This is a genomic window from Virgibacillus ainsalahensis (assembly GCF_055380755.1).
This window is the reverse complement of the sequence record NZ_AP043943.1, coordinates 306,598-331,978: the sequence shown is the minus strand read 5'-3', so window position 1 is coordinate 331,978 and position 25,381 is coordinate 306,598. Positions and strand designations below refer to the sequence as shown.

Below are 25,381 nucleotides of genomic sequence, written 5' to 3'. Positions count from 1 at the left end.
GAATATATCTACTAGAGATTATCCTCACCTCATTCTATAATATTAAGTAGATTAATTATAATCTTTTATATATAGTAAATCCGGCATATTGTGACAAAAATCGGGAAGTGACAGGCACCTGCATTTCATTCGTCTCATCTTTGTATTTTAAAGAGAGCAATTATGAAATTGATTCAAATATTAGAGCTTTCTTTTTGTCTTTCCTTTTCTTCAGCTTCTTTATAAATTTTATGTTCTATCGGTCCAGCAAATAAATCATCATAATCTGTTTCGCTATTTATTCTACGAAACCCCTCACCTATATTTATCTCTTCATCTCGTTTTACAATTCGATCAAATAATTCCTCTACCATTTTTCTAGCTTTCTCACACTTATCTCCATCAGATGAATCATGGAGAATCTGATATATTGTCTGTGTTTTTTTATCATTTGATACATCCCCAATACCAATAGCATTCTCAAAATTAGAGATTGAAGAAAATATTCGTGTGTCATTATTTTTCTTGAGATTAAATATATTTTTACAGTTCGTCTTTTGAGCTTTTAAAGCGGTAGAGGAATAGCTTAAATGATTATCAACATCATGTAATACATCGTAATTAGAATTAAATTGATTTAAAATTTTCATTATAGTTCCAATTGTAGATTTACCTCTAGCACGAATTATATGTACATTCTCTTCTTTTATATTAGCAAGATGTTTAAACGCAATATATTCTGTATCCCCTTCTACAATTAAAATCTTATCGGCGAAGAAGAATTCGTTCACATAAGAATCTACATAATTTAGTATCTTCATATTTTGAATATCATTCTCGTCAAATTGATCGTGAATAGAATTAAATAATTGGACTGCTTCCTTATCATCAACACGAAATACTTGAATAGATGTATGTTTTTGAGAAAGATCTATTAGTATTGGTGAATGAGTTGATATCATTAAAGGCATCTTTTCACCAATTTTATATAAAGAACGGCTAAGAGCCCGAACTGCTTCTGGATGTAAGAATGCTTCAGGCTCATCTATCAGCAATAACTTATCGTCATTTTCTCCTAAGAGCTTATTCTGTATCATATTTTGAATAAGATATATAAGACTCATTCGTTGTAAACCTGTCCCTTGATTAGATAAAGGCATTTCAGTTTGCTTATTACTATCAATATCAACGCTTGAATTTGTAGACTTTAATATGTCATTTGAAGAAAAACCTTCACTTTCCCCACCTTTTATATTAATGGACAAAAATTTATTTGAAAACAAAATACGCAAATCGTCTGAGACATCATTACTTACCTGTTTCAATATTTCATCCGTATTTAATTTAAGCTTCCTTAAAAACCTGGGGTAAGACTCTTTTATTTGAGAATATTCCTGCGCCAACTCCATCATGTCTTTTTCTTCTTCAGAATTTTCATCAATTTCTTCAAGTTTTTGTAAATCACTTTTTATAATCTCTGAGTAAATACTTTGAATTAGATCGTTAATGTCATCAGGTAACATAGATGGAGTTATATAGAATGGCTTATTATTATGAATCTCTTCAAGGGTTTCTCTTAGTGGATGGGTGTTTTTAATTTCCTTACCTTCATCATCATAAAATTTAGGAGCAGATTCTTCTTTATATTTCTTTTCAATAGTAATTTCATCCTCACCGGACTTAAATACTGCTTTTAGTATAATATCTTGATTCCTCACTGAGAAGCAATCATTCGGAATGGTTTTTGCTTTCGTTTCCTTTAGAAAGAAACAATTGATTGCTTCTAATATAGTTGATTTACCGGTATTATTTCTTCCAGTTAATATTGCAATTGAGTCTGTGGAAAAATCAATGTTAAAAGTTTCTTTAAATACCTTATAATTCGTAACGCTAAATCTTTTCAGCCTCATTGAAACATTTCCCCCTTAAGTAGATTCTGATTATATTTTACCATATATAACCATTTCATTAAGTACTTATCCAAATTTGTAAGAAAAGCTATCAATAAACCAAACGGAAACTAATCTATTCTTCCATTTAACGATTTATATAATAATACCAGCATTATTGTCTCTTCAAACAAGGAAAAAATTAGGGAGAAGTACTAGGGACTGGCTCCCAAATCCTATGCGAGGGACACACACTTAAAGAAATTTGCAAAAATACTTAATTGAAAACATTTCAATCCTACGGATTGAAGATTTCATATTGATTGACATACATACCGCAAAGCGTGGTCTACCTCCCCAAAACTTCATCATAAAACCGGGCCAAAACAGCAACTCCACCTCCCAACAAAATTGTTTCCCAAACTCAACAAAAGTGCTATATAGATTGTATTAATTTCCCTCCCCTCCAAGGATAATTATTCTTGAGAAGGAGGGGTGGAAGTTGGACCAATATACTGCGCTGCAACAATTGGGGCAATATTACCGGAAACACCGAAAAATGAATCTTATGACACAGGCAAAATTAGCGGAAGATTCCCATTTAAGCGATAAGTATATAAGCAGACTGGAAAGAGGCGAAGAGAATCCTACATATCTAACCCTTTACAATCTATCGAAGGCATTAAATCTTCCTTGTCCAATGATTGATCAAATCCAACAGGATGATGACACCTAAACCAGACCTCTGATCCTCGGGCGTTTCTATCTACTACTGCGGATCGTTCTAATTCTTTGCTTACCCCCTGCCCTCCCTCCTTTATCTACTTCACAAAAGGAGCAAAACCATGACCAATAAGAAATCAACATTTGAAGAGATTTACCAGCAAAACAAGCGCCGGATCCATTATCAGATCCACCGGCTAAACCTCCGTGATCCCCAACAGGAATACTTTCAAGAAGGACTCTGCGCGATGTGGAATGCTTACAGGAAGTATGATCCGGATAAGGGCCCGATGGCGACCTACTTCAATTTCATGATTCGCAACCGCCTGATTGATCTCCTGCGTAAGGAAAGCCGCGAAAAACAACATCTACAAACCATCCTGGAACAATACAATACAGAAGACAGAAACATTCAACCTCCTATAGAAAGATCACATACACCAACAGCCCTTTCTGAACTTCTATCGGACAACCCCACACTCTTACGTCAACTGAAATCCCGACTGACAACGAACCAATGGAAATGGGTATATTATGCCGTAAATGAAGATATGTCGATCAAGGACATCGCCATCCAGGAAAACACCACAGCTGATGCCGTTAAAAGCTGGGGCAGACAGGTGCGCCGTAAACTCAGGACGGATGAATTCCGCCAAATGCTAACAAACAATGAATAAATAGCACACTGGTGCGTCCGTCATTCACGGGCGCACCGCAAAAATGAAATGGATAAGGAGTAAGAAACATGAATTACATAAAAGAAATGAATGCATTTTATAACCGAATTGATTTTCAACCAATCTCCAGCTCAGCCGTAGCTCTGTGGCATACGCTCATGCATTTCAATAATCGATGTGGCTGGAAGAAGGAATTCTCCGTCGCCGCCTCCATGCTGCAGTTAAAAGCAGGACTGAAAGCAACCGCCTTTAAAACAGCCCGAAAAGAACTTCAGGACAATGGTTATATCACTTTCCAAAGCCGTGGCAGTAACCGCGCAGCAATGTATCAGATGATCTCCCAGCAAGTGGATTTCCAGCAGGAGGAAGACACCCATCAACAACCTAGCAGCTTCCCACACCACTGTGAAACATCCACACCTGCTGATCCTTCGACTCACAGTACAGACCACAGACCAAACAACACTCCAGGCCATACAACCGACCACAGTAGCGACCACACTGCCGACCCATTACTTAAACAAAGACAAAACACAGACAATACAAAACAAGACCAAGCAGTAACACCAGACCCCATCCATTTCTACGAAGAAAATTTCGGCAGAACCTCCCCCTTCCTCGCAGAAGATATCATTGGCTGGATGTTCGATGTGGGAGAAGATTTAGTATTACATGCGATGAAATTGGCGTTGGCTCAAGGAAAGACATGGCGTTATGCGAAAGGTATCTTGAAAGCATGGAAACAGAAAGGCATTACGACCGTGGAGGAAGCGGAAAAAGAGGAAATCGAATTCAAACAGCGAAGACCAAAGAAATCCGGCATTCCCTATCGTCAGCAGCATGAGGAAAATGTGCCTGATTGGTTTACAGAGCTGAAGCGACAAGAAAAGCATGCTGGACAATACATGCAGCCGAAAGCCGTTCCAGACCCTGATGAAGCAGCTAAGGAGGCAGAAGAGATTGGGGAGCTACTTGCGAAAATATCCACGAAGAAGCGCGTGCAGAGCGTGACCAGTTGTTGACTGTCTAAGCCAAAAGAGAGTTGCAAACATGGAACTCTCCTTTATTGTCAACAGGCTCCGAGACACCACCCTCGATTCCCGTACACGCCTATAAAAGAGTATGCGTTACTCATACCGCTCCACAAACTTCTTTACGCTTTCATCATTGCTCCTAGAAGGTTTACCCCTGTTACATCCTTCCGTTTAACAATGGCTACGTATGTAGCTTGTACGTATCCAAATTGCATGGTGAAAATGATTTCTTTAAATTTCAATCTATTTCTCCAATTTTGACAAAAAGGTAGTGACAGGCCCTCAATCAAGTGCTATTATAAATTTATTAAAATGTGGAGGCTACGAGATGAATTCAGAGAAAACTGTATATTTTCCGGATGAATTACTAGAAAACAGGCAAATAGAAACAACAATATTTACACCATTAAATGACCTTATTGGAGTGGCTGCGCTATCGGAGCAAGAAGGTCCCACTTTCATTTTGCGGTTGTTTCAATTAACCGTCTTTGAAGGTGAAACATACGAGCCGATACAGGAATTGGCTGCCTTTAGCTTTCAAAGCCGGGAGGAGCTTGATTCTTTTCTGGAAAGGCTTCCGGACTTAACTGGTTTGGAGATGTTGATGCTTTTGAATCCGCTGCCAGGAGTACTTAATTAATTTTATTGAGGTATTATATCTCGAGCAATAAATGATCGTTAAGAGCGATTACACTTGCCACAAATAAAATTTAATATAGTGTAGAGCACGCAAATTGCACATATTTTCTAAATAATAAGCTCCACTAAAAAATAGTACCTATACATAGATACACTAAAAGCGAGTATATCATGTATAGGTACCATTTCATCTGTTAGTCTTTGATTAAAAATAAAACAATATCTCGCTTTAATGCCTATGTATTTTTTATAATTGAATGAAATTTTCGGGTAAGATAATAAATTTAATAAATATAGTAATCTAATGTTTCTATCGCACTTTAATATCAGGTATTATCTGTATATAATTTTAAAATATTTGGAGGAAAACAAATCCTTTTGTCGAAGTATTTAGGAAAGGAGTTGTGTAGGTTGAGAAAAAACGTAAAATTTGAATATTATCGTCCTAACCTAGTTAATATTCAAAATCAGGAAATGCAAAGAATTGAATTAGACACTATGTTAAATCACCTTTATCATCTAAAGGTAAACGGGGAAGTGATTAGATATGAATTCAATAACGAAATAGCAAAGTTGGAACACCTTTTTTGGCATGAGGATATTAGATGCTGGCAGATTTGTTTTGAAAGGCTCAGGGATTTTAATCTTCCAGTAAAATCTTCATTTGAAAGAGAGTCTGAACCTATAGATTTAGAAGAAAATGAATTTATAGGCGAGGAAGTAAGTTTGTTGTATGACGTGCACAATAGAGTATTAATGATACAAAGAAATAAAAATTCCCTTTCTCCATCGGCATTGGAAATGTTTTTGGGGGATTTATATCGAAGGTTAAACGAAAGAGAATTGAATCAATATAACTTCGAAATAAATCCTATTTTACATCAAAATGCCCTCCAGGAAGTTTTAGATAGCAGCCAAATTCGGAAGTTGATTGTCCGAGTGGATGACCTAGGCCATGAAATAAACATGGAGGATGATTTAAGTTTTCTTACTCATCGAGTTACTCAATATGAAGCTTCCTCTCTTGATGTAACTTTATCTGTAGGAAGAGAAAGGGATAGGGAGATGGGCGAAGGGGCAATAAAAAGACTCATAAGAAATATTTCAGAGAGACAAAATGTAAGCAAAGCTCAGGTATACGCAAGGTTCGATGATGAGTCTAATGTAGAAAAATATGATTTAATAGAGCAAAAGCTATTTAATATTGGAAGTTTTGATTTTAGAGAAAATAGAAACCTAAGGCCAGATGCTGTATTTGACAAAATGCGTGATATTTACTTTGGTGAGGATGGTGATGGGGTAGTTAACAGAATACCGAGGTGATTATAGTGAAAAAGAAGAAGCCATTAAAACATAATAAAAAAATCACAATTATTGTCATTTTATCGTTAGGGTTTAGTTTTCTTATTGGAACTTATGTATTTAATCATAATCTAGTTGATTTTACTAAAACATTAGATTCTGTCCTCTTGTTCGTTTCAATCAGTGTCGGATTTATAGGAACAAGTTTAAGTATATTCGCTACGGTTTCGGATAAAAAATTCGGGATGAAATTAAAAACATCAAAAAATTCAAAAAGACAGTTTATTAATACATTATCAACTGCACTTTTTACTGGGTTGCTGATTGTATTAACTACAATTGTTTATCAGCTTATGAAATCCAACTTAGAAGACTGCTGGTTATTAACAGTAATAAATTATGTCTGGTTATTCCTTGTACCGTTGTTTTTAGGATATGGCTACATTATTGTAAGTGTTATTTTAACTATACTGTTTAGCGATGATTAAGAACTATCATGAATCTGTATTAAGAAAAACCCTATTATTTAAAGAATTATTTGACTGTTCACCTCGATATTGTTCTTCAAAATAAGGGATAATTATAGAAGGTATTTGGATTACGACTACAAAGTTGACACCGCTTAATAGTTTAACATTTTCCGATTACGAAAAAGAAATTGTAAAGTAACTCTCTATTAGTGAGCGTAAAATAGGTTCATTCGTAATTCCAAAATTCCTCCGATAATAAATCAAACAAAAAACCACCTATATAAAAAGTGTCACACAATAAGTGTGCTCACTAATTATATAGTGAGTTGGTAAACAACCTGGCACTCAGTGGTAAATAATATGTCATAGGTGGGACATTTCAGTGGCCGTGATCAATAGTCACTTATATATAAGTTGATGCATGAAAAACCATCCCTTAGTCTATTTATCACAGCGGATGGTTTAATTAGCATAAATATAAGCTTTAAACACTAACCTATATTTGCCCTTTCTTTTGACAGTTTAGCAAATTAACGTAGTAGGGACTGACCCCAGAACTGTTCTGTATTTCTGGATATGCCTTCTCCAATGTATAGATTAGAAGGAGCTAGTATTATAAAACTCGATTAAATCCCTTCTTTAAGGAAAACCGGATGGCGAATCAAGGGTTTCATGATACCATTAAAAGAGAATAACAAAATATTAAAGACCAATCGTATTTAATATTTTGTTATTTACTTTGTGTACATCAAATTTTTCTTCACATATTTTCCGGCTTTCTTTACCCATATTTTCAACTTCTGTTGGATTGTTAATCATCCATACCATTTTATCAGATAAGCTTTTAACATCTTTCACTGGTACTTTAAATCCATTAACACCTTCAACAACAGTTTCTCGACACCCCGTTGTGTCAGTTGTTATAATTGGTCTACCCATTGACATGGCTTCCAGTACAGTTCGGGGTGTCCCTTCATGATATGAAGGTAAGACAAAGAATCTACTTTTATTTAAATATGTTCTAACATCTTCAACCTTTCCTTTCATTGTTATAATTCCATTATCAACAGATTTATATAACTCATTAATATTTAGAGATGAGTCAGTATTATCCATAGGTCCTATTAAATGGAATTCAGCTTCTGGATAAAAACTTTTAACAGTCTTAGCTGCTTGAATATATTCATTCACACCTTTATCTCCTGTCAATCTGCTTATCATGGTAAAAACAGGTTTTCTTTCTAGAGGTGCAAATTTAAATGTATCCAAATTAACACCAGAGCCATTTACAATGTCAAAATTATCTCTTAACAATAACCCTTTATTTTTAATCATCTTCAAGTCATCCGGATTTTGAAACAATATATTATTAGCCATAAGAAAAGATAGCCATAACATTGGATATGAAATGGACTTTACTAGGAACCCCTTAATTCCTTTCATCTGAAATAGTCGCCCTGAACCATTTACAACGCATAGCACTTTTTTTACTCCAGCTAATTTTGCTGCTAAGACAATTGTTGGAAAAGTTCTTATTCCATATGCAATTAAGGTTTCTATTTTATTCTCTTGAAGAACCTGTTTAGTTTTTTTTATAGACTTAAGCTCTCGAAAAGGGTTTGTATTACTTCTACCTAAAGGGATAGATAAGAATTGTACATTATACCTTTCATAATCTGGATGAATATTATCGTCGGATTCTTGACCGATATATGTTACATCATGTCCTAAATTTTTTAAACCTGACACAAGTTCATGTCTATTTATGCTGATGTTTTTCGTTCGAATTGCAGAAATCCCAACTTTCATATTATACCTCACAGTCATTCATAAATTTTTGGAAGCTTTTTTCTCTTCTTTTGCTTCCGTTTTAATCCCTTCATTAGTATAAAGCCCATCTCTTTTAAAAACGGTTAAAAGAGTCTTAAAGAAAATTTTAACGTCCAGCCAAAAGTTTACATTATTAGCATACCATGCATCTTTTAGTCGCTTTTCTCTATTAGATAACCCGTTTCTATGATATGCCTGTGTATAACCAGTAATCCCCGGCCTGATTTTCATTTTGTCAATTTCATCACTATGAAACGTTTCAAGAACACTTGCAAGACTAGCTCGTGGTCCAATTATACTCATATCGCCTTTCAAGACATTAATTATCTGGGGAGTCTCATCAATGCTTGTTTCCCTAATTAGTTTACCTATCCTTGTTACTCTCGGATCATCCTTGGCGTTATAGGTGCTTCCATCGGCATTAAGCTTAATTGGTGCATCAACCTTCATTGAGCGAAACTTATACATTTTAAAAGACTTACTATCTTTTCCAATTCGATCGGCTTTGTAATATATTGGTCCTTTATCTTCAAATTTTATTAATAAACCTACAACTATATATAATGGTACATAGATTATTAGTCCAAAAAAACATATTATAATGTCAAGAATTCGTTTCAAGAAATTTTTATACATACTTTCTCCCCTAACAATGTTCTTAAAGTCACTTATTGACTACTCTCTTACAATACTTATATCAATTAAATGTTTAGCTTGTTCAGCTCGCATTTCAGCTTCACTTATATCGTCTGCAATTGAAATGACATAACCACAACCATCTAAGTTATTATGGTATTCTCTAATCACGCTTCCAACTTGGAGATGGTGGTTAATATCAACTTGACATTTCTCTTTGATTTCTTGGAGATTTGGCAAACTCAATACTCTTCCTGGCTTTAAAGCCAGCAATTTTGTTACGACATTTAACCCTGATTTTTGGGGTTCATACTCTATTGAATCTCCAACAGCTGTTCGAATTAGGCTTCCCATATAATCGAAGTTTGTACCATTAGGAATAATATGTGATCCAATTAGATTTCCGCCCATTCTAGCTCCAATATCAATAATACAAACATGATTATCTTTTGTGACTAATACATCCATATTCACTGCACCAAAATTTATACCTAAAGCTTTAATAGCCTTTTTTACTACTTCTTCTACCTTCTTTTCAATTGGTAATTGAATTGGCATGTAATGTCCTAATTCTGCATAGTCGGGTGGGTCAGTCATATATTTGCCCATAACTCCAAGTACATGAGTCTTTCCGTTGTAGACAAAAGATTCAACTCCATATTCTTTCCCTATGACAAAGTCTTCTATCAGGGCTTTTCCTTTCAAAGAATTTTTTATTGCATTATCACAGGCATCTTTCAAATCTAAAATTGAATCAACTCTTTTGGCAGCCTTACTCCCTGATCCATCACATGGTTTTACCATCACAGGGAAATGAATAGTATCATATATTTTAACAAGTGTACCTATATTACTTATTTCATAATATTGAGATATATCATCCACCTTTTCTTCATACAATATACGACGCACCATATATTTATCTTTGATAATCTTGGCCACTTCATAGTTTAGACCAGGTAGATCCATTTTTTCAGCAACATACGCTGTAGAGAGCACCCCATAATCTGTTGCTGCAGTTATAACTCCATCAATCTCTTTTGCTTGTGCATACTTTAAGCATTCCTCTTGATCAACAATATCTACAACATGAGATTCATCAGCGTATTTAAATCCAATTGAATTTGGATTTTTATCTATTGTTATGGTGTAATATCCCAATTCTACAGCCTTTTTAATAAGAAAAGCTTGAAGGAAACCAGCACCAATTATAAGAATTTTTTTCATTGAAAGATCAGTCCTCATTTAGCACTAAATTATTCTACTTATTAGATTTTATTAACTTAAATGTCCTTTTCCATTATGTATACAGTGAAATGCTTAGTCTGCTTAGTACCTGTAATGTCAAAACCTCTTCTATTATAAAACCTAATTGCATGTTCACTCTTGTCAAAAACATCCAAACTGATTTTTTTTACATTCTTATCGCGACAGTATTCTTCAATGTAATCGGTACTTAACTTTCCAATACCTCTTCCTTCAAATTCAGGAAGTGTAGCAAACTTATTTATAATAGCTACATGAGATTCATTTAATGAAGAGCTTATACATTCCAATTGGAATGTATGCACATAGATGTTTGTTTCAATGTCCTTGGCTAGAAACACTTTTCGTTCTTGGCAATTCTTCTTAATAGCTTCTACCGGATACGGAGACCGCCAATGAACTAATCCTTGTTCCTTAAACATATACTCTCCACTTAACTTAATTATTTCGTATACCTCAGATATTTTTTTATATTCATTTGGAAGCACCTGTTCAAAAATTATATTCATCTAATTTCCCCCTCTCTTAATATAGGTGAAATAAACTATAGAATCACGCTGTCTCCTTATCTAAAACTCTCTTAAAACATTCAATGACGTACTCCACATCTTCATCACTTAACAAAGAATGAAGTGGTAATGTAATTTCATTCTTATACATATCATAAGCATTTGGATAATCCTTAATATCGAACCCTAAATTCTTATATGCAGTAAACATAGGTAATGGCTTATAATGGACATTACAAGTTACACCTGCTCCAGCCATCTGAACGATTATTTCATTTCTCTCCGCTTCTCCAATATTAGGTATCCTCACTAAATATAGATGCCCTGAAGAAGCAAATCCCTCATCATAATGCTTTAACGACTGAATCCCTAATGGTGCTAAAGCTTTGTCATACGTTTTGATTATATCTTTACGTCTTTTCATAAGACTTTCATATCTATTTAATTGCACCAAACCAATCCCAGCCGTAATATCTGTCATATTACATTTGTAAGCCGGATAGACTATGTCATATTCCCATGCACCTTTTTGTGTTTTTGATAATGCATCTTTTGACTGACCATGAAGGCTGTATAGCATGAATTGTTTATAAAGCCACTCATCCTCTAACCCTAAGCCATTTCTCCAAACTACTGCACCACCTTCAGCTGTAGTCAGATTTTTTACTGCGTGGAATGAAAAACATGTGAAGTCTGCAACTTCTCCACATTTCGTTCCGTTTCTTTCAGCTCCAAAAGCGTGAGCAGCATCAGTCATGACTATTATTCTATTAAATAACTCTTGAATATCATTTTTGGCTTTAAAGAGTTCTTTTTTGCTTTCTACTACTTCATATATTGCATCGTAATCACACATTTTCCCTGCTATATCAACAGGAATAATAACTTTTGTTTTTTCAGTAACTGCATCAACAAGCTTGGAATAATCCATTTCAAAAGAATCTGGAGCAGTATCAACCAATACAATTTTTGCGCCAACATGATCTATAATTGAAGCAGTTGCTGTGTACGTATATGCTGAAGTAATAACCTCGTCTCCAGGACCAATACCCAGAATACGGAGAGTGAGTTCCATAGCCGCTGTAGCAGAATTCAAACAAACAGCATTATTTGTACCAACATACTCAGCTATTTTTCTTTCAAATTCTTTTGTTCTTGGACCAGTTGTAATCCATCCAGATTTCATTGTTTTTATAACTTCTTCTATCTCAGCATCAGTGATATCTGGCGGTGAAAAGGGAATATTTCTTGAACTAGATTCAGTCATTTCAGCCTTCCTCGCTTTATTTAAATTTTTTAAATAAATTTTTCTCTCTTTACAAGTAATTAAATTAAAGAAATCAAAATTGCCTTTGTTATTATCAAAATCCTTCTTTGAATATTAAGCATTGCCATTCATCAAATTTATATGGATTAATTTTGCCGTTCGCATCTGAATTTGTTTCAGAAGACTAGTAGTACTTTATTGGGCAGTTATGTATCAACACATCATTTTTTAATAGATCAAATACTCAGTGATATTATTTTGATTGTTCTTACACAAGCCTTAATTTTACATTAGAACTTACATATTTAACCCCATGCTAAACTGCACAATTTCTTTGATTATAATCTTAGCAAGTTCATCTTGTCAGGACATTTATTTTTATTCAACTTCGACTTCACATCAAATACAACGCCTTTACCATGTTTCAACAACTGATTAAACATCCCCCATCCTTCTGCTAAATAAGCTTCATGAGGAACTGCAAAAACTACAGCATCTGCTGGTTTTAACTCATTATATGATAATAAATCTACGCCATACTCTTCATACGCTTCCACACTATCTGCATATGCGTCTGTAATCTGTACATTCACACCAAAATCTTCTAATTCTTTTACTATATCTATCACTCTCGTATTACGTAAATCTGGTACATTTTCTTTAAATGTAAATCCAAGAATCGTAACAGTAGAACCTTGAATAGGCATGTTTTTCTTGATCATTTGTTTAATTAATGATGTTGCAATAAACTTACCTACATTATCATTCGTTTTTCGTCCTGATAGAATTATTTCAGGATGATGGCCAACTTTTTGTGCTTTATATGTTAGGTAATACGGATCTACTCCAATACAGTGTCCACCAACTAATCCAGGTGAGAAGTTTAGGAAATTCCATTTGGTTCCAGCTGCTTCTAATACTTCTGCTGTATCAATATTAAGCTTTTCAAAAATTACCGAGAGTTCGTTCATCAGTGAGATATTTAAATCACGTTGTGTATTTTCAATTACTTTTGCTGCCTCTGCTACTTTGATAGAGCTTGCTTTATGTACACCAGCATCTACAACTGATCCATATACATTAGCAATAGTCTCTAGGACTTCTTCATTTTGACCTGAGACAACCTTCGTAATTGTTGTAAATGTATGTTCTTTATCCCCTGGATTGATTCTTTCTGGAGAGTAGCCAATAAAGAAATCATCTCCACATTTCATTCCTGATGCATTCTCTAATACTGGAACACATTCTTCCTCCGTTGCTCCTGGATAAACTGTAGACTCATAAACAATGATTGTACCTTTTGATATGTTTTCCCCTATTGTTTCAGAGGCTTTGAGCAAAGGCATTAAATCAGGTTGTTTATTTTCCGTAATTGGAGTTGGTACTGCCACAATAACAAAATTTGCTTTACTTAAATCAGCTGGATTTGAAGTGAATTCCACAGTTGTTGTTTTCAAATCTTCTGTTTCAACTTCATTCGTTCTATCATAACCTTGCTTTAACTCTTCAATTCTTTTTGGGTTTATATCAAAACCGATAATATCTTGTTTTTTGCCGAAGGATACTGCTAGTGGTAACCCTACGTATCCTAATCCTACGACTGCTATTGTTTGTTCCATTATAATTTCACCCCATAATATTCTAAATACCAATCAATAAATTTATTTACCCCATCTTGAATGGATGTTTGTGGTTGAAAATCAATATCTCTGAAAAGATCTTCTACATTCGCATACGTTTCCGGTACATCACCAGCTTGAAGTGGTAAGAAATTTTTCTTTGCTGTTTTACCAAGTTTATTTTCAATTGCCTCTATAAAATCCATCAATCGAACAGGACTATTATTTCCTATATTATATACTTTGTATGGAGCATAACTTGACCCTGGATCCGGATTAGCACCTGACCATTCAGGATTTGGCTCAGCTGGCCTATTCGTTAATCTAGTAATACTTTCAACAATATCATCTACATACGTAAAATCTCTCATCATATTTCCATGGTTAAATACATCTATTGGCTCATCGTTCACTATTGCTTTTGTAAATAGGAATAATGCCATATCTGGCCGTCCCCATGGGCCGTAAACAGTAAAGAAACGTAAGCCTGTTGTTGGTAATCCATACAAATGACTGTATGTATGTGCCATTAATTCATTTGATTTTTTCGTTGCTGCATATAAGCTTAATGGATGGTCAATATTATCACTAGTCGAAAATGGTTTTGTTGTATTCGCGCCGTATACGGAACTTGAAGAAGCATAAATTAGATGTTCTACTTTATAATGGCGACATGCTTCAAGAATATTTGTAAATCCTACTATATTAGAATTTATATAGGCATGTGGATTTTCAAGACTATAACGTACGCCTGCCTGTGCTGCAAGATTAATTACTATTTCTGGCTTATATTCTTCAAAGGTTTTATTGATTGTATCTAAGTCCTCTAAACCCGTTCTTACGAAGGTAAAGTTTTCATTATTTATCTGCTTTATTCTGTTTTCTTTTAATTGTGGATCATAGTAATCATTTACATTGTCTATTCCAATTACTTGATGACTTTCCTGAAGTAATCTCTTTGATAAGTGTGAACCTATGAATCCTGCTGAACCAGTAACTAAAATCTTGGACATATTTAAAACTCCTCAATTCTCTTAAATAATATTATTTGCTTTCTTTCAATAAGTTTTTCAAGAACAACGTCTTCCCACTATTTTCTTTTTGTAACTCTTCCATAAAATTGAATTTAATTAAAATATCATTTCCAAAACGATATTTTAATGACTCAATAATTTTATTGTTATCCGATTCCTTATACTTTGTACTATCTACAACCAAATTGACAATTATTTCACCCATTTTTTCTTGTATAAATTGGCATGCAATTATAGAATTTGGTGCACTCTTAATTACATTAGACATGTGAGCAGATGTAACTTTCCCATTCTTAGACAAAAGGTAATCTGTTTGTCTCCCTAGTATCCTTTTAACATAGTGAGATCTATTTCCACATTCACACAGATCCTGGTCCTTAGTATATTCTACAATATCCCCAATATTATATTGAACAATTGGTGTAGTGTAATTTAAGTAACTAGTAACTATTAGATTATATAAATTTTCTTCAGTATTATATGGTCTTAGATTGAAATAACCTGTTTCAATGTTCAAGTGTAATTTGCCCTTTTTACATTCTGTTATGAAGGGGGCCCCCTCACTTGATGCATATTGATTTCTAACTGGACAGTCAAATGCCTTTTCAATTTCACTTTTATAATGGTCTAATAAGGTTTCGGCTGTTGGAAAGACACATATAGGTTTAAAATTTAACTTAATATTATTTGAATTTATGTATTTTGCAATTCTATATATTGAGGAAGGAAAACCATCAATCATCACTGGTTTAAACCTTTCCAAAGATTTTATATAGTAAGGTATATTCTTCTCACTCACATGGAAACCAGAAAAAAGAAGTTGGTTAATTGTTTTATTATATCTCCAAAAGACTTTTTTACTTTGCTTATATGGAATTATTTCCTTCCCTGTAAAACTTGCTCTTTTACTAAAAGTATTGACTCCATGTTTTCTTTTAAAATAATCTAAATAAGCTGATCTTTTACCTGCATCCTCTTTACTTGAATATACATTTAAACTCTTACCTGTAGTTCCTCCTGTCTCCTTTTTATGTGGATTTTTCTGATTAGGATCTACAAGATCATCTATATTTCTTCTTAAATCCTCTTTTGTAATTATAGGCAACTTCAGTAATACATTTATATCTAAATCTCTGTCGTTAAAATCTTGTAGATATCTTTTGTAAAAAGGAATGTTGTATTTTAGATGGATTAATAATTTACGTGTTTGAATTTCTTGTTCTTTATATACATCTTCTATATTTTGGTAATAATTCAAATATTTGAAGTACGAGTCATTATATCTTCTTTTTTTAAATTCATAACCTTTAATTGTGGTTAATAAATGCTGAATAACTATTGGGCTTTTATCATAAACTGTTGCTTTGAGATCAATCATTTTGCAGCCTCCTTAAATTTCCAATGTTACAGTAATGTTTTAAATTATTGTTTTTCATTCATCTTGTACGAATTTTTAATTGTTTTATCGTAGTAATATATAAAATTACAGCCGTTCCAATAGCAGAAGCCATATATGCCAGGTAAATCGCAATAGTCCCCATATCTTTCAGCAAATAAAAAGCTGTAATTTGTAATGCCAAGCCCAGAAGGACAGCCCACATTTGTATGTTTAACTGATTCATAAATGTTAAGATATGCTGTAAGTAGGACGATAAATATAGAAAAAGCGCAGTAACCATAATAATAATAAATTCATTATCCATTCCTGAAAAGTTAATACTGTAAATATAAACTAAAAATTCATCTCCTAATACAATTGCGCAAATAACTCCAATTATACCGACTAGAATGACTAGTACCAAATACTTATAAAACATTCCCTTGAATTTTTCCACATGATTATCAAGTTGTTTTCTCATACTAAAAGAACTTACAGTATATAAAGAGTTTATCACCATATTTCCCACTATTATAAAGTAAGATAAACTTGCCACAAAGCCTACTTCCTCTACCCCGAATTCAGCCCTAGCTAAATATCGCGTCGCATTTGCATTAATTGAGACTAAAAAAAGTGAAAGTCCAAAAGGTATAAAATTAATACCATATTTTTTTATATTTGTTTTTTGTATTACTGAAATTCCATTTATTAAATACCCTTTGAACTTAATCTTTTTAATTAAAAGCAAATCTATAGTAAACATTACTAAATTTATTAACACAAACAACAATAGGCTTTCTGTTATTATAAATGTGATTGGAACAAAAATAATTACTAATAATGTTCTTCTTATTTTAGACTTATTCATATAATCAATGTTATTTTCTTGAATTAAAAATGAGTATTTTAATTGAGTCATAGATTCGATAGTTTTATATAACAAAACTATAAAAACAATAATTACTAACAATATGTTAGATTCTAAATAATAAATAAAAGGAATAAACAATACTGTTGATAAAATTGAAATAATTACTCTGAACACTATAAATATTCGTCTTTGATTATCATCAAAGGAATGTGTCTTTATATAACCATCATACTTTAGTGAAGCTAGCATAATAATGGGGGCAGTCAAAGATAGCGCATAAGTAAAGTTTCCTACGTCATTAGCAGTACCAAATTTAGTTATAATTACCAGTAATATCCATTGCACTACTGCGTAAGAAGCGTTAGAGAAAAATGTATACGCAAATGCTTTTTGTATTTTTGACATTTAATATCATTCTTCTTTCCTTATATAAAACTTAATTATATTTTTTCTTTGTCAGATTATTTGACGGTTACTTTATATCTTTATAAAATCCAATAACGATTAACTACTGTTAACACCGATTGTTCTTTTCTTGCAAATATATACAACAACCATGATAAAGAACCATAATGTTACTCTTCTAATGGAGTAACCTGCCATTCCATATAAAACAAAAAATAAAACAATGCTTGTAGCAAACACATTCTTTCTAGTCTTATATAAAGACCATCCTAGTAAAACCACATATACAAACATGCCTAATAATCCACTTCTCAATGCAATATCTATATAGGTGTTATGTGCTTCTCCAAATGAATTGCCGACATTTATATGAGCTCCAGGACCCAACCCAACGATTGGACTAGCCCAAATATTTCCAATTCCTTCCCACCATAATTTTATTCTTCCGATACCATTTACATCACTATTAATAAAGATTATGACACCTTCAATTATTGGACTTATAAATATCATTATTAATGATACTAAAAAAGCAATCTTCATACCTAAAAATAATATTTGTTTTTTGGGACTATTCCCGCCCCTAATACTAGTGAATAATATATAAGCAACAAGCATCGTAAAGACTGCAATAACTGTAGATGACTTTGTTTCCATGGTCATCCATAATAATAAAACTATCATTACAAATACATGTGCTTTTACAGAGATATTATTATAAGTGTTGATTGAGAGTAAAAATAACCCCACCAAAACTAATGGACCTAAAAGAAATACTAGTTGATGTGGATTGTCTGCTAATAAGGATAATCTTTCCCCAAAGTACCATAACGGATAACCCAGTAAAGTTTGACTTACAAGGATTGAATATATATATAATGAAAAATAAACTATGAAGCCATACAGAAATATTTTCTTAAGAACACTAATTAATTTATCATAAGATGTGAGCCGAAAATATTGAGAAAAAGCTAAAATAATAAAATTAAAAAATACAAATGTAATTGATTCACTTAAAAAAGATCCTGTATATATTGAATTTAGATATCTATAACTAAGCCCCATTAACAGAAAAATATCGAATAAGAACCAAAATAATATAAAATAATTTATTTTAATTTTAAATTTAAGGTTAATTAGAATTTTAAATGACCAAACAAAAAGAAATAATTCTGATATTCCAATTTTACCAACTCGCAAGGTTGTCATTGGAGCAGCTATAACACCTATTATTAAAATAATATCCCAAAAGTTTACTTTTGGTCTTAATACCTCTTTTATTCTATTGTTCACACTTAACCACCAACCTAACAGCAACCATTTCATCAGTATATTGTTTTACATCATCTATATGATATAGAATCTTTCCTAACCTTTCATAGCAATCGTTGTCTGTTCCATATACACAATCTTCATCAATTCATCCTTCAAGCTCAATGCATCGAAGCTATCTATTCTTTCAATCAATCCAATGATTAATTCCGGATCCACCTCAACCGTGCGTCCCACATAAATCTTCTCATAAACCTCACCAGGCAGAACCTCCTCATCCCCAAGAAGCTCCTCATACATCTTTTCTCCAGGCCGAATACCAGCGAACTCTATTGGAATCTCATCATCCGTATAGCCTGATAGTTTAATAAGGTTTCGAGCCAAATCTACAATTTTCACAGGCTCACCCATATCAAGCACGAAGATCTCTCCACCTTTTGCAAGGGTCCCTGCCTGAATCACAAGGCGGGATGCTTCTGGAATCGTCATGAAGTAACGGGTCATTTCCGGGTCCGTTACGGTAACCGGGCCGCCTTTTTCAATTTGTTTCTTGAATAGCGGGATGACGCTGCCACGGCTTCCGAGAACATTCCCGAATCGGACAGCTACGAATTTCGTGGCGCTTCGAGTTGCCAGGTCCTGGATCACCATTTCAGCCACTCGTTTAGTTGCGCCCATTACGTTGGTTGGGTTAACTGCTTTATCGGTCGATACAAGCACAAACTTGCTGACACCGAATGTATCGGCAGCTTCTCCGACATTTTTCGTGCCGATGATATTATTTTTTACCGCTTCATGCGGATTGTATTCCATTAATGGGACATGCTTATGTGCTGCTGCGTGATAAATGATGGCTGGCTGATGCTTGTGCACGATGTCAAAGATGCGGTCCCGATCCTGGACGTCACCAATGACTGGTAAGATTTCGGTTTCGGTATCGCCGTATTTTTGCTTCAGTTCCATATCAATACTATAAATGCTGAATTCCCCATGGCCGACAAGGACAATTTTACTTGGGCTAAACCGCATCAGCTGACGGCAGATTTCCGAACCAATCGAACCGCCTGCACCGGTGACCATGACCGTATTGCCAGTGACGTATTCGGATATCGTGTCAATATCGAGTTTCACTGGGTCTCGTCCAAGCAAGTCCTCGACTTCGACATTTTTCAAGTTGCTGACAGATACCTTTCCTGTCATAAGGTCCTCGATTTTCGGGATCATTTGCACTTTTGCATTGGTTTTGTTACATTCATTGACAATTTTCTCTAAGGAACCATTACGTAATGATGGAATGGCGATTACGATATGTTCAATTTCCATGTTTTCTACGACGTTTTCGATATCTTTTACCATCCCGGCAACCGGAAGATTGTACACCTGCATTTTCTGCTTTGTAAGGTCATCATCGACAAATGCGACCGGGTTTAGTTCCGCATTTTCATGCTCGTTTTTCAACTGGCGGGCAATCATCGCCCCAGCTGCCCCTGCCCCTACAATAAGGGTACGTTTTTGATTCTTTGTATTCGCTATGTATCTGTCACGGAACACCCGCCATACAAAGCGTGAACCACCAATGAGGATAATATGCAAAAGCCATGTCACGAGAAGTGCTCTCGAATATAGTGAGAAGTCATTGGCGAAGAATTGGACAATCCCTGCGGCAATAATCGACAGGGTTATCGCCTGGACAATCGCAACAAGCTCGCCGACACTCGCATAAGCCCATACCTTGTTATACAAATTGAATGCAAACGCAAAAATATGATGAAAGATTAATAGTGCAACTGCGCTGATGATCATGGCATCCAATGCGATAACATTTGTATGGGGATAGACAATCCATGCTGCGATAAAGATAGCTGTACTGACGATAACTGAATCTAGTAAGATGAGTAATGTCAGTCTCTTTTTGTACGTCACGTTACTGACTCCTTTCTGTGATGGTTGTAGACATCATCGCTCCAAGCAGTTGAATCACTGCTCTTCGCTGTTTCCTGCCAATTTTCTTATTTATACCACTAATATGTACACTGACCGTTCCCTCTCCGATACCTAGTATACGCCCAATTGCTTCATTTTTTAAGCCTTCTTTTAATAGAAAGGCAACATCTTGCTCTCTTTGCGTTAAATCGATGTTATTCTGCTTTAAGCGAGTGGCAAACATATTCTTGTTTATCTGCTGTTCGGTGTTGTATTTTTTCATGAACAGTGGAATGATGTCTGGCGAGAATACGGCATGTTCCGATTGAATTGCTGTGATTATTCGTTCGATTGGGTCGTTTTTATCTATCATACTGTCGGCTCCTGCTTCGATATATTCTAGCAGGTGAACATCCTTTGTTTTTTCTGTTAGTATGATGATCTTTTTCCTTTTTTGCTGTAATTCTTTCGTAAAGGATAGAACTTCACCGGGTTCGAGAGTGTCGATATCGATAACGACACTGTCAGCAGAGGTATATTCCAAAACCTCCAGCATCCCTTTATGGTAATTCTCATAGCTTGAGACGTACATTGTCGATTGTTCATTTATTTCGTAGACAAGCTTATTCATATATTCATTCTTCGTAACACATTGGACATATATCATTCTTTATGACCGCCTATTCTGAGAGGTTAGTTACATACTTCCCTATCGTAAGCCATTTGGCGGTCATGTTTTTAGTGACTTTATGATGAAAAAGTCACCATTTCATTCCGTAGTATTTTTGCTGAACAATCCCTTGAAGTAGATGATAACGCCTTTCCGCTGACGGATATTCAACTTATGGTAGATTTCACTCAAATAGTTTTTAACCGTTCCTTCACTTAAGTAAAGTTTCTGTGCAATCTGCTTATTGGTCAGCTCATCCATTAACAGGTAGGCAATATCCAGTTCTCTTTTTGACAGATTGACATCACGGTATTTGAGTTTTTCACCAAGAATTTCTTTTCTGTTCGATGTAAATGTACTGACTTTATGGGCCAGTATCTTTGCAGCTTTACCCGAAATCACCAGCTGATCATCATAAGCATCGCGAATCGAACGGGTCAGGCGCTTCCCGTCCAGCGTTTTTAATAGAAATCCGTCCGCCCCTGCTCGTAAGCCCAGGATGATCAGGTCTTCTTCTGCGAATGTGGTTAAGAGGATGATTTTCACATCCGGGTAATTGTCCTTCAGATGGGTTGTTGCCCGGATTCCATCAACTTTTGGCATATGGATATCCATTAAGATGACATCCGGCTGCCATTCATCGATGTTCTGGACGGCCTCTTGCCCATTTGCCGCCATTCCAACGACTTTGATATCATCTGTTCGCTTCAGTATGGCATGAACCCCTTCGCTGAACAGACGCTGATCATCCACCAGCATAACTTTAATCATACTAACTGCCCCTTTTAATAAAAGTTAGCTGTAAGAGTTTCTCTTCCCTAGGTGTTGCTATATAGTCCGTAGTTGGCATTCGCTATAGTTGTAAATCGACGTAACTGCTATGTCGATTTCCGCTGCGGACCGTTGCTTTCCGCGGGCACGGCTTCAGCCTCCTCGAGAAACCCACTCTGCGGGGTCTTCAGTCTCGTGCTGTTCCCGCTGGAGTCAACGGTCCGCAGCTCCAATCGACCATCATAAAACTGCACGGCTATATGTGATTGCAATGAAGCAATAAATAAATGCTATAAGTTGCAGTACACTAACCAGCGGAGGAAATACACGAAGACTACAGCGGGAGAAAAGGCATCGGTGAGACCCCGGAGTGCGAATTAAGGAACATAGGCTAAGAACGCCCCGTCCTGGGGCAACGCCTATGTGACCAACATCGTGTTGGCCCGAGGCTCACCAGCCGCCCACGGAAAGCGAAGTGTATTCCGACTGCGGCCAATATAGCAACAGTTTATTTCTTAATTAAAACAACCCAAGGAATTTCTTTTTCTTTACCATGGATGGTTCCATGCGGTTGACGTTCATATTGTCTATAAGCAGCTGGCTGTTTTCCATGAACATATAGGAAGCTTCACTGCCGAATTCGTTATTGATTTTCTTGAATGCCTCATCCATACAAAAACCGCGTGATGTTGTATTATGTGCATCAGAAGCGATGAAATGGGTGAGATTTGCTTCAATCAGCTGGTTGGAGAATTTCTGGATATTCTTCCCGAATTTCCCGGCAACACTCGCTGCGGTCACTTGGGTAAGTGCACCTTTTTTCACAAATTCATATAGCTTGGTTGGATGCTCAATCAGCTCCTGATTCCGTTCCGGGTGGACAATAATCGGCGTATAGCCTGCTACCTGGATATCGAATAGCATCTGGCTGGAATATCTCGGTACATGGCCGGATGGGAACTCGACAAACAGGTATTTCGTCTCGTTTAATGACAGAATTCCTCCTGTTTCGATTTCCTCGATCATTTCCCCATTGATCCGGACTTCCTGGCCGGGCAATACCGTGAGCGGGATGTCTTCTTTGGCGAACAGTTCATTCAGGATAGTGACATGCTGCATGATGCTCGCACGCTCATTGTCATATTTTCCATTACGGTGATGGGGTGTGGCGATAATCGCATCGATTCCTTGAGAAACAGCTTCCCTTGCCATTTTCATACTGTCTTCTTCCGTCTTTGCCCCATCATCAACACCGGGCAATATGTGGGAATGTATATCAATCATCAGCCTTACCTCCAATCTTGGCAGTTTTTGGTAATTGTGAATATATTAACATATAGTATATCAAATTATGACAATCTTTTACATTACGATTGCATGCTTTTCTATTAAGATTTCTTTACGTTGGTTAGGTCAAAAGAACCAAAAAGTAGTATAACAGATTGTAACAGTTATTCATAGGATAGATTTGACTTAATCAGGATGAATTTTATGCTACTAGAAAGACTCCAAGCTTGTAATGCCAGGAGCCTTTCGATTAGTTTGTACCATAGTAGTAGTAATAATTGGAAGCTTTCTTCTCACGGTCATTCAGAACAGCACCAAGCAATTTTGCCTTTGCTGGTTCCAATGCTTCCTTCGCTTTTTCCGCTGCTTCTGATTCTGTATGTTTACTTCGGATGACGAGCAATGAGCCATCCACCATATTCGCAAGCACCTGTGCATCCGTTACCGCCAGAACGGGTGGTGTATCAATGATAACAAGATCATAGGACATTTTCGCTTCTTTTAACAGCATTTCCATCTTTTTGGATGCCAGTAACTCGGATGGATTTGGTGGAATCGGACCACAGGAAATCAGATCAAGATTATCGATATCCGACGCTTCAGCCGTCTCAGCCATCGTTGTTTCACCAACAAGAATGCTGCTTAAGCCTCTTAAATTATCCATACGGAAGGTATAATGCACGGTCGGTTTACGCATATCTGCATCGATCAACAGCACATTTTTTCCCTGTTGTGCATAGACAACTGCCAGATTCGCTGTTGTCATCGATTTCCCTTCCCCAGGACCGGAGGATGTTACAATCATGGATTGGAGGTCATCATCAACAGACGCAAACTGCAGATTCGTTCTCACTGTACGATACTGTTCAGAAATCGGCGACCTCGGGTTCAGTTTCGTAATCAGATGCCTTATTTTACTCGGTTTAGATTGATTTTTTTTGCGCGCCATTATACTCACTCCTTCTCGGCTGGAATGTCAGATGATTCCCTCGAACTTCACTATCATTGATATGGGAGATCACACCAAGTACAGGCAGACCAAGATGCTTCTCGATATCATCTTCGGTTGTTACCGTGTTATCCAGGTATTCTAATAGGAATGCCAGGCCGACACCAACCATTGCGCCCAACACGACAGCAATCGCGATATTCAGGACTGGGTTCGGTGCAACCGGTGATGGATTCTCACTCAGGCTCGCTTCTGTCAGGATGCTGACATTATCGACATTCATAATATCTGGAATTTCATTTTGGAAGATGCCAACCGTTGCATTGGCAATATCCACTGCCATTGCCGGATTTTCATCAGTTGCCGTTACGGTTACCACCTGTGATTGTTCCTCACTGGCGACCTGAATTTTCTCACTAAGTGCGCCTGCGCTATAAGGCAGACTCAATTCTTCAACAACCTGATCCAAGATGGCTGGACTTTTTATAACTACATTATACGTATTGATAAGTTCGACGTTGGTACGAATATCATTTTGTGTAAATTCTTGAGCTGGATCTGGGTTGCTTTGATTAACGAGAAACTGTGAGCTGGATTCATAGGTCGGTGTTAATAGAAAATAACTGACGACCGCGGCAATCAGTGCAGCCCCCAATACGAATGCGATAATCATCAGCAGACGCTTTTTGATAACCCCGAATATCTCCTTCAGGGAAATTGTTTCTTCCATGTTGTTACCTCCATTTTCCTAGTTGTTATTGATAATCTATGTTATTAGTTCTATCCTTCGACATTACAGTAAGAGATTATATCACATTTCTGGGGGTTATCGTACACGTTTTTTATATTTTGTGGAAAATTATACATTCTTGATGCCCCCTTTCTGTGATTTCACGATATTCATCGGTTTTTCCACAAGATATATTACAGTTGCGTTACATTCCCATTACAAATCATCTATCTACCTATTAAAATTGATAG

General features: G+C 35.7%; 24 protein-coding genes. 6 read left to right on the top strand and 18 right to left on the bottom strand.

Translation table 11 applies throughout. From position 1 onward, the window contains the following. Positions 1 to 173: 173 nt before the first annotated feature. The gene (locus tag ACZ427_RS01470) at positions 174 to 1,889 is read right to left on the bottom strand and encodes an ATP-dependent nuclease (protein WP_461176419.1); all 1,716 of its coding nucleotides are present in this window, start codon (positions 1,887 to 1,889) and stop codon (positions 174 to 176) included. Positions 1,890 to 2,370: 481 nt separating this feature from the next. Here ACZ427_RS01470 and ACZ427_RS01465 point away from each other — a divergent pair, with 481 nt between their 5' ends. The 3 genes from ACZ427_RS01465 to ACZ427_RS01455 all read left to right on the top strand — a co-directional run bounded on the left by ACZ427_RS01465 (position 2,371) and on the right by ACZ427_RS01455 (position 4,290). Further along, entirely contained in the window at positions 2,371 to 2,604 is a 234-nt protein-coding gene (locus ACZ427_RS01465; protein ID WP_461176418.1) for a helix-turn-helix domain-containing protein, read from the top strand. 109 nt (positions 2,605 to 2,713) lie between these two features. After that, a complete protein-coding gene (locus tag ACZ427_RS01460; protein ID WP_461176417.1) occupies positions 2,714 to 3,268 on the top strand; it encodes an RNA polymerase sigma factor in 555 nt (184 codons plus the stop codon). Positions 3,269 to 3,336: 68 nt separating this feature from the next. After that, the gene (locus ACZ427_RS01455) at positions 3,337 to 4,290 is read left to right on the top strand and encodes a DnaD domain-containing protein (RefSeq protein ID WP_461176416.1); all 954 of its coding nucleotides are present in this window, start codon (positions 3,337 to 3,339) and stop codon (positions 4,288 to 4,290) included. 131 nt (positions 4,291 to 4,421) lie between these two features. On the opposite strand, the gene ACZ427_RS01450 is transcribed toward ACZ427_RS01455, so the two are convergent. After that, positions 4,422 to 4,544: a hypothetical protein gene (locus ACZ427_RS01450; protein WP_461176415.1), complete on the bottom strand. Its 123-nt coding sequence runs from the start codon at positions 4,542 to 4,544 to the stop codon at positions 4,422 to 4,424. 86 nt (positions 4,545 to 4,630) lie between these two features. Here ACZ427_RS01450 and ACZ427_RS01445 point away from each other — a divergent pair, with 86 nt between their 5' ends. From ACZ427_RS01445 to ACZ427_RS01435, 3 genes are all read left to right on the top strand, one after another. After that, a complete protein-coding gene (locus ACZ427_RS01445) occupies positions 4,631 to 4,942 on the top strand; it encodes a hypothetical protein (protein ID WP_461176414.1) in 312 nt (103 codons plus the stop codon). Positions 4,943 to 5,352: 410 nt separating this feature from the next. Then, complete coding sequence (locus tag ACZ427_RS01440) at positions 5,353 to 6,264, top strand: DUF6731 family protein (protein WP_461176413.1); 912 nt, start codon at positions 5,353 to 5,355, stop codon at positions 6,262 to 6,264. 5 nt (positions 6,265 to 6,269) lie between these two features. After that, positions 6,270 to 6,731 (top strand): hypothetical protein, encoded by a 462-nt coding sequence (locus ACZ427_RS01435; RefSeq protein ID WP_461176412.1) that lies wholly within the window; start codon positions 6,270 to 6,272, stop codon positions 6,729 to 6,731. Between the two features lie 684 nt (positions 6,732 to 7,415). Here the strand turns inward: ACZ427_RS01435 and ACZ427_RS01430 are convergent. The 16 genes from ACZ427_RS01430 to ACZ427_RS01355 all read right to left on the bottom strand — a co-directional run bounded on the left by ACZ427_RS01430 (position 7,416) and on the right by ACZ427_RS01355 (position 25,130). After that, positions 7,416 to 8,522 (bottom strand): glycosyltransferase family 4 protein, encoded by a 1,107-nt coding sequence (locus tag ACZ427_RS01430; RefSeq protein WP_461176411.1) that lies wholly within the window; start codon positions 8,520 to 8,522, stop codon positions 7,416 to 7,418. An 18-nt stretch (positions 8,523 to 8,540) separates the two neighbouring features. Next, positions 8,541 to 9,179 (bottom strand): sugar transferase, encoded by a 639-nt coding sequence (locus ACZ427_RS01425; RefSeq protein WP_461176410.1) that lies wholly within the window; start codon positions 9,177 to 9,179, stop codon positions 8,541 to 8,543. Positions 9,180 to 9,218: 39 nt separating this feature from the next. Further along, the gene (locus tag ACZ427_RS01420) at positions 9,219 to 10,406 is read right to left on the bottom strand and encodes an ATP-grasp domain-containing protein (RefSeq protein WP_461176409.1); all 1,188 of its coding nucleotides are present in this window, start codon (positions 10,404 to 10,406) and stop codon (positions 9,219 to 9,221) included. A 56-nt stretch (positions 10,407 to 10,462) separates the two neighbouring features. Then, positions 10,463 to 10,954 (bottom strand): GNAT family N-acetyltransferase, encoded by a 492-nt coding sequence (locus ACZ427_RS01415; protein WP_461176408.1) that lies wholly within the window; start codon positions 10,952 to 10,954, stop codon positions 10,463 to 10,465. 43 nt (positions 10,955 to 10,997) lie between these two features. Beyond that, positions 10,998 to 12,221, bottom strand: coding sequence for a DegT/DnrJ/EryC1/StrS family aminotransferase (locus ACZ427_RS01410; RefSeq protein WP_461176407.1), 1,224 nt, complete (start codon positions 12,219 to 12,221; stop codon positions 10,998 to 11,000). Positions 12,222 to 12,559: 338 nt separating this feature from the next. Next, positions 12,560 to 13,840 carry a nucleotide sugar dehydrogenase gene (locus tag ACZ427_RS01405; protein WP_461176406.1) on the bottom strand — a complete coding sequence of 427 codons (1,281 nt, stop codon included), beginning with the start codon at positions 13,838 to 13,840 and terminating at the stop codon, positions 12,560 to 12,562. Further along, entirely contained in the window at positions 13,840 to 14,853 is a 1,014-nt protein-coding gene (locus tag ACZ427_RS01400; RefSeq protein ID WP_461176405.1) for an NAD-dependent epimerase, read from the bottom strand. Before ACZ427_RS01400 ends, ACZ427_RS01405 begins: the two co-directional genes overlap by 1 nt. A 31-nt stretch (positions 14,854 to 14,884) precedes the next feature. After that, positions 14,885 to 16,252, bottom strand: coding sequence for a phenylacetate--CoA ligase family protein (locus ACZ427_RS01395; protein WP_461176404.1), 1,368 nt, complete (start codon positions 16,250 to 16,252; stop codon positions 14,885 to 14,887). A gap of 58 nt (positions 16,253 to 16,310) precedes the next feature. After that, positions 16,311 to 17,528: a lipopolysaccharide biosynthesis protein gene (locus ACZ427_RS01390; RefSeq protein WP_461176403.1), complete on the bottom strand. Its 1,218-nt coding sequence runs from the start codon at positions 17,526 to 17,528 to the stop codon at positions 16,311 to 16,313. Positions 17,529 to 17,627: 99 nt separating this feature from the next. Beyond that, the gene (locus tag ACZ427_RS01385) at positions 17,628 to 18,854 is read right to left on the bottom strand and encodes an O-antigen ligase family protein (RefSeq protein ID WP_461176402.1); all 1,227 of its coding nucleotides are present in this window, start codon (positions 18,852 to 18,854) and stop codon (positions 17,628 to 17,630) included. 42 nt (positions 18,855 to 18,896) lie between these two features. Next, a complete protein-coding gene (locus tag ACZ427_RS01380; protein ID WP_461176401.1) occupies positions 18,897 to 20,723 on the bottom strand; it encodes a polysaccharide biosynthesis protein in 1,827 nt (608 codons plus the stop codon). A gap of 1 nt (position 20,724) precedes the next feature. Continuing rightward, the gene (locus ACZ427_RS01375) at positions 20,725 to 21,354 is read right to left on the bottom strand and encodes a LuxR C-terminal-related transcriptional regulator (RefSeq protein WP_461176400.1); all 630 of its coding nucleotides are present in this window, start codon (positions 21,352 to 21,354) and stop codon (positions 20,725 to 20,727) included. A 138-nt stretch (positions 21,355 to 21,492) separates the two neighbouring features. Further along, a complete protein-coding gene (locus ACZ427_RS01370; RefSeq protein WP_461176399.1) occupies positions 21,493 to 22,164 on the bottom strand; it encodes a response regulator in 672 nt (223 codons plus the stop codon). A gap of 519 nt (positions 22,165 to 22,683) precedes the next feature. Beyond that, positions 22,684 to 23,448 (bottom strand): tyrosine-protein phosphatase, encoded by a 765-nt coding sequence (locus tag ACZ427_RS01365; protein ID WP_461176398.1) that lies wholly within the window; start codon positions 23,446 to 23,448, stop codon positions 22,684 to 22,686. A 253-nt stretch (positions 23,449 to 23,701) separates the two neighbouring features. Further along, positions 23,702 to 24,400: a CpsD/CapB family tyrosine-protein kinase gene (locus ACZ427_RS01360; RefSeq protein WP_461176397.1), complete on the bottom strand. Its 699-nt coding sequence runs from the start codon at positions 24,398 to 24,400 to the stop codon at positions 23,702 to 23,704. Continuing rightward, positions 24,375 to 25,130 (bottom strand): YveK family protein, encoded by a 756-nt coding sequence (locus tag ACZ427_RS01355; protein ID WP_461176396.1) that lies wholly within the window; start codon positions 25,128 to 25,130, stop codon positions 24,375 to 24,377. Before ACZ427_RS01355 ends, ACZ427_RS01360 begins: the two co-directional genes overlap by 26 nt. Between the last annotated feature and the right edge of the window lie 251 nt (positions 25,131 to 25,381).